The following is a 5,967-nucleotide window of genomic DNA, read 5'->3' on the forward strand; positions in this document are numbered from 1 at the left end:
TACCCCATTAAGCATTGCCTTGAAAAAGGGCGGAGCCCAAACCGCTCGTCTCACCTTCCCGTCGGCCGTGTCCCCTTACGGTTGACGCTTCTTCCCGCAACTGCTGCGGCAACGTTTCCAAGCGATGAGCGCAACCAACGCGCTGACGATCGCCGCAGCACCCCAAACCAGCACATCTGCCCATTCGTCACCGGTTCGGGGCATGCCCAAAATCCCACCTCCGTCCTGGGCGCTCGGAAGCTCCTCAACCATGAAGGTCCACACGACCTCGCCGTAGGCTCCCTGCAGCTCGTTGCCCGCTTCGACAGGTACTTTGAGAACCGCCCGCAGATCCGCCCTTCCGCCAGGTTGGAGCGTGCCCAGGCAAACCCAGTCTCGAAGGCCGCCTTGCTCGCTGGCAGGCGCTTCGAACAACTTCGCCGACCCGTCCTGCTCGACAGTCAGATGCATCTGGCTCAGCATGCCTTCATGACGTTCGTCAATCGTCTCGGCACGCAGATATATCCTCGCCTCAACATCGTTCGAGCCGTTTTCGACCGTTATCTCCTGCGTTAGCTCGTCCCCCGGCATGACCTCCTTGAATCCGCGGAAGAGATCCGTGCTTTCAGGCAGGAACACGAACGACTTCGCGTCTCCTTCGTACACCACCGACGTCGGATCGGCATACGCACGGCCGGTCGCCGCACACAGCAAAGCCAGGCATGCCAGCAGCGCTCCGAACATGACTCCGGTCATTCTCCGCATCGTCATCAAGGCAACCTCCTATCCTTCGATCGATTGGTCGACCGCGCCACGGGCGAGCGCGCCGCTTTCGACGCATAAACCGCTCGAGCGCCCCCAGGCCTCGGCGAAAGCGACATCCGGCTCCGACTGGATGCCAGCCGCCAGCACGGTCATCTGGAGCTTCCAGCCCTTCTCCTCCGCGAGCGCCTTTCCCTTTTCGGTCAAGGCGGCGCATCTCACCAGTATCTCCGTGGCCTCGCCGGGCTCGACTGGGAGAACGTGATAACTCAATCCGTCGGCACCCTCCAGCCATCCGGAGGGATCTGCCCGCTCGAGCGAATAATCCTCACCCTGCACCGGCATCCGGCCCACCACCTTGCCAGCCTCGTCGACCCAGCAGACAACAAGCTCGGCACGCATCCATGCAGCCGTATCGCCCGTATTGCGCACGACAACGTTCTCCTTCGCCCGGCCCAGGTTCTCCTCAACCTCCACGCTCGCCTCCGAAGGTGCGAACTTGTTCTCCAACGGGCCTTGCGCATCCGCAAGCCATGCATAAGCCGCACCAGATGCCAGCGCCGCCCCAAACAGCACGGCCAATGCGACGGCAATCCGAATTCCACTGCACCCGTAGCCCGTTAACGTGCGTGCAGTGGCATGACGCCCTTCGCGCTTCGTCATGCTGCCCCTCCCTCGTTCGCCCTTACCACTTCGACGGATCCGTCGATTACCCCGAAAACGTTTACAGCAGAGCACTCGTGGGAGAGCCATGCCTCCCTCTCCAGCCGGTTGGTCAGCGTCACCGATGCTTGCGCATAGAGGCTTGAGGCCGGGCGCTCGTCGCTCGTCGGCAGGCTTACCGACGAACCGTGCTCCTCGGCCACGCCCCCCGTCGACCCAACGAACTCGTAGCGCCACGACCACGCTTGGTCCTCCGTTACGCGGTAGGTGCCTATCGGCAGCCCGGCCACCGTGACGCTCCCGTCTGCCGACACCACCGCCCTCACCGAACCGATCAGGAATGCGGATGCCCGGGGGCAATCCTGGGCGAGCTCCTCATAGCGGGCGACGGTGTCCTCGACTTGCTCCACCGTCACGAGGAAGCTGTCACCGGGATGGTACATTGCTCCCGACAGGCTCTTGCCCACCGTCACCGAGCACGCCACAGCTCGCACGCAGACCTGCCCTTCGATCTCGAGGTCATCTTGCGCCTCATTCCCATCCCAGGCGTCGCTCACCGTGCAGGACAGGCCGTATTCTTCCTCCCCAGCTCCAACGGGCAGCACCGTAATCGTCTCGACAGGGTTTCCCGAGGAATCCTTCCACGCTAACGCGAAATCCGGACCCGATGCGTCCGTACCGGCCGGAATCTCGCTGAAGTACGTAACGCCGTCGACAACGAGCCGATAAGCAATATCCACGAACGCGTTGTTCTGCCCGTCGGGCACGTACGATTCCGCCCAAGACACGTTGTCGGCGATGTTGGACGTCTCGCCAAGGTAGACCACGTCGTCCGAAGAGGCCACCTCGAAGTCAAGGGCGGCGGAGTCTATAGGCTGCTCGAACATGCCCAAAGGCTCGCTTTCGAGATCGGCGTACACCCCTGACGTCGCATCGTTGGTGCGCCCCGTGCCTCCGAAGGTTGCAGTGCGCTCAACCGGAATCCGAACCACCAGCTTGCTTCCGTGAGGAATCGCCGCGCCGCCTTCCTCCCGCATGCCGACCCAATTTCCCGAAAAGTCGAAGCCCGACACGTCGACGGTGGATCCGTCGACGACCACCGCCGCACCATCGAGCGGAATCGCTTCTGCCCAACCGGCGTCGGGGCCCAAGTAGGCTCGAGTAAACACCTTGACGGACGATGCATCCGCCGCCTCTGGCAACGAGAACCCAGCGGCGACGACGTCACGCACCACGGCCTCGGTGCCCACGTCCACGGACGATCCGCCCGTGGATTGGGATATGCTTTGGAATATGCTGTTCAGACCTGCGGAGTCAGACGCCGAAAGGTAGTAGTCGGGAGAAGAGCCCTCTTCGTCTACGAAGCGCGCACCCGGGCTGCCCATGCTCGACGCGTCCGGGTAGTTGCTGGACAGCAAATGCATGAAGCGATTCGAATCGTTGTCGCCCCAACCCATCGCGCTCTGGTCGGGCAGGTCTCCCGAGGCGTCGGCCCCGGGGAAAATCCCTATCGAGAACACGGTCGAACCGGCGGTCTTGAGCTCGGACGCCTGACTTATCGCCTCGTTCGCCACTCCGCGATCGTTTCCGTACAAGCCAGGGGCGCCGTCGGTCAGCACCACCGTCACGCGGTTGCGCAGCTCCCCCGTAACAAGGGGGTTCGCCGAGAAGACACCGTTCGCCATATCCAGCCCGTCGTCAACCAGCGTCCCACCGTCCGCGCTAAGCTGGCCTATAGAAGCGAGCGCATTGTCGAAACCCATTTCGGTCGTCATGTCCTGGAAAGCCGACCCATATTGGCTTTGCGCGCTTTGCCCATACGGATACGAGGCGCTTCCGACGAATAGCTCGGTGTTATCTCCGCTCGCGAAGCCGATCACGGCGATACGGTGGGGCACGTCGTCAACTGTCCCGGCGATTCCATCCTCTCCGAGGGAGTTGCTGCGAACACTTTGAACGAACGAGTTCGCCGCGTCTTTGAGTGCCGCGATCCGCGTGACGGTCTGGTCCGTCTGGAAGGAGTAGAACGTCACGCCCTCGAACTGGGGCACAGTGTATCGGCCCTCCGACGTAAGGGGTGCCTCCAACCCCTCCCACGTGTAAGAATATTTCAGAGAAATGAAGCCAGACACGTCAACGTCAACAGCCACATAGGAGCCGTCCCCACCTCGTACGTACAAATTGCCGTTTTCGGCCAGGTCGCCGAGCCGCTTATTGCTGTATCCTGACAACGCATGGTACGACCCTTGGGAGCCGAACCGGTCATCCATCGATCCCGACTGGTCGAGCACGAGCACGATGTCGCAGGGGATCCCCTGCTCAACTATGCTCATGCTGCCAGAGGCGTAGGCTTCCAACGTTATAACCTTGTCGCCTTGACCGTCGGTTTCCAGGCTTTTCGCCAATACGAGATCACCTTCGCCACCCGAGGTACCTCCAGTATCGCCGCGTACCAACCCACCTGCGCGGAGCACGTTGACCGAACGGCTCGAGGACGGATCCGCCACTTGACCGGTTTCGGCCTCATCAGCCTCGGAGCCGTCGTTCTGCCCTTCACCTTCATTCCCGCGTCCGTCCTCGTTCCCGCTCTCGGAGACGCTTCCCCCTTCTTCTTGCGGGGTCTCCTGTTCTGACTCTAGGGCATTCGTCTCGATTTCGCCCACAGCCTCCGTCGGCGTCGTGCCGCCATCGGGCTCCGTATCATCCGCGTAGGCAATGATCGGCACCAAGGAAAGAACTAGGATCACGCACGCGAAAACCGAGAGAGCCTTCCGCTTCACCGTCATGACCAATCCTCCTCATCGGACCAACCCAACGCGCCCAGCACACCATCGCTCCCATCGTTGTTCTGGCTCTGCACGGCCTGAGCGCGGACAGACACCGTCACCTTGGCGCCGGCGTAATCCTTACCTGCCGAACCGTCTAGAGACACGGCATCGATGAGCGGCGGAGATGCCATCCCTCCATCAAGCGGCTGCACCAGGTAGAGCCAGCCGTCTCCCCCGTCGACCCAGGCGCCAGCCCCCGCTTGCTCGGAAAACCGCAGACCCACCGGACCCGTTTCGAGCGCCTCACCACCTGCCGAGCTCGCGGCGACGTCGAGGCGCACGCGCACCCAAGCAGGATTAGAGCCGTCGTTTTCCACATAAACCTTCTTCCGAATGCTCTCGCCGGGTACGATGCCCTGGGCGCCCAGCTCATCGAAATCCTCGACCAGCCTAATGCTGACGTCCCCTACGGTAACCACGTTCGTCGCCGTGCCGGTGGCCGTAAAGAGCGCCCACGTTCCCATGCACAGCACCGCTGCAAAGCATGCAGCCAGCGATGCGGCAATAACCTTCCTTCTCATTGAGCCTCCTCAAGCCCGTCTGCGGAGCGGCCCTTCGATTTCTACGACCGCTACGCGTCCAACTCGGCCCAGGCTTCGACTGGCGTATTGAAACCCACCTCCTGAATGGCGTACGCTTTGAACGACAACGTGGGCTGCACGGCTCCCTCGACCGCGAGGGCATCCATCATCCCGCTCGTCACACCTTCAAGCACGCTCACCTTGTCTCCGTCTAGGACGGGGAAAACCTGGTCGACCTGGCTTGCGGCAACAGCGCGGTAGAAGACGCCTTCCTCCCCCGGCAGCTGGATCCAACCGTCGGCTATCGCATATGCGATGTAGTCGTCCAGAACGGAAGACTCTTCGATCTTCACGAACACCCAGCTCGCCTCACTGCCTGCTTCCACACTCGCCTTCGGATCCTTGGCGATATCGGTTCCGGGAACCATCTTGTACGACTCGCCCGTAGTCTCGGCCAGACCGATATCCACGTTGCCCACGGTGAACACGTTCTCAACCTCGGGAGTGGTGCTGGTCAACCACGCCCACGTGCCAACTGCGCCCAAACAGAGAGCCACGGCTCCTGCGGCCGCCACGGCCACCATCTTGAACTTCCTCGATTCCATATCCATCATCCTTTCATCTTTCGCTTCATATCTTGCACTTTATGCCACGTCGCGCGCACTCCGCGCTTTTCGTCCAAAGGGCCTCGATGAGACCAAGGCCCAGACGAAAAGGCAGGCGATCGCCGCCGCAACCACGAACAGCCCCGGAGGCCGGGAGACCCACGACACCGCGTAGCCGACCAGCGGGACACAGAAGGCCGGGCTGCCAATTACGCTGACGAACTGAACGGGAGAGCCGTCCGGCTCGTCGTTCGCGTCGCCTTGGGTGCGCAGGCTCGCAGACTCCGCATCCACCTCGATCACCCGGTGGGTGGCCACTGCCTCCCGCCCCTCCAGCGTGAACGTGACGGGATCGCCCACGCGAAGCTCCGACGCATCGACGCTCCGGACGTAGACAAGTGAGCCCACGGGGTAGGTCGGCTCCATGCTCCCGCTGAGCACGACAAACGGTGTGAGCCCCAAAACACGGGGAGCCGCCAAGGCAACGGCCAGCAGCACGCATGCAAGCGCCGCCAGCGCTCCGAGGGATGCCCCGATTCTCTTCACGCCCCTTTCCTTTCACGTTGCCATCAGGTGCGATCACAAGAACTGAAAGTGTCGGAAACGTTG

At 62.2% G+C, this 5,967-nt stretch carries 6 protein-coding genes; all 6 read right to left on the reverse strand.

Annotated features, from left to right (window positions below; translation table 11 throughout):
* Positions 1-75 precede the first annotated feature (75 nt).
* The 6 genes from GPA_RS04525 to GPA_RS04550 are packed head-to-tail and all read right to left on the reverse strand — an operon-like array spanning position 76 to position 5,904.
* On the reverse strand, positions 76-753 hold the full coding sequence (locus GPA_RS04525; protein ID WP_231847571.1) for a hypothetical protein: 678 nt from the start codon (positions 751-753) through the stop codon (positions 76-78).
* A 9-nt stretch (positions 754-762) separates the two neighbouring features.
* On the reverse strand, positions 763-1,404 hold the full coding sequence (locus GPA_RS04530; protein ID WP_015539082.1) for an uL22 family ribosomal protein: 642 nt from the start codon (positions 1,402-1,404) through the stop codon (positions 763-765).
* Positions 1,401-4,190 (reverse strand): vWA domain-containing protein, encoded by a 2,790-nt coding sequence (locus tag GPA_RS04535; RefSeq protein WP_015539083.1) that lies wholly within the window; start codon positions 4,188-4,190, stop codon positions 1,401-1,403. The genes GPA_RS04530 and GPA_RS04535 overlap by 4 nt, the downstream gene beginning before the upstream one ends.
* Complete coding sequence (locus GPA_RS04540) at positions 4,187-4,753, reverse strand: SipW-dependent-type signal peptide-containing protein (RefSeq protein WP_041239090.1); 567 nt, start codon at positions 4,751-4,753, stop codon at positions 4,187-4,189. Before GPA_RS04540 ends, GPA_RS04535 begins: the two co-directional genes overlap by 4 nt.
* 50 nt (positions 4,754-4,803) lie before the next feature.
* Positions 4,804-5,358, reverse strand: coding sequence for a SipW-dependent-type signal peptide-containing protein (locus GPA_RS04545; protein ID WP_167536599.1), 555 nt, complete (start codon positions 5,356-5,358; stop codon positions 4,804-4,806).
* A 39-nt stretch (positions 5,359-5,397) separates the two neighbouring features.
* Complete coding sequence (locus tag GPA_RS04550; RefSeq protein WP_049784009.1) at positions 5,398-5,904, reverse strand: signal peptidase I; 507 nt, start codon at positions 5,902-5,904, stop codon at positions 5,398-5,400.
* Between the last annotated feature and the right edge of the window lie 63 nt (positions 5,905-5,967).

Origin of the sequence: Gordonibacter pamelaeae 7-10-1-b, assembly GCF_000210055.1 — a bacterium.
Classification (GTDB): domain Bacteria; phylum Actinomycetota; class Coriobacteriia; order Coriobacteriales; family Eggerthellaceae; genus Gordonibacter; species Gordonibacter pamelaeae.

Excerpts from the sequence above, each read along its gene's own strand:
- GPA_RS04530 (WP_015539082.1), bottom strand. The coding sequence starts at position 1,404 with ATGACGAAGCGCGAAGGGCGTCATGCCACTGCACGCACGTTAACGGGC.
- GPA_RS04535 (WP_015539083.1), bottom strand. The coding sequence starts at position 4,190 with ATGACGGTGAAGCGGAAGGCTCTCTCGGTTTTCGCGTGCGTGATCCTA.
- GPA_RS04540 (WP_041239090.1), bottom strand. The coding sequence starts at position 4,753 with ATGAGAAGGAAGGTTATTGCCGCATCGCTGGCTGCATGCTTTGCAGCG.
- GPA_RS04545 (WP_167536599.1), bottom strand. The coding sequence starts at position 5,358 with ATGGAATCGAGGAAGTTCAAGATGGTGGCCGTGGCGGCCGCAGGAGCC.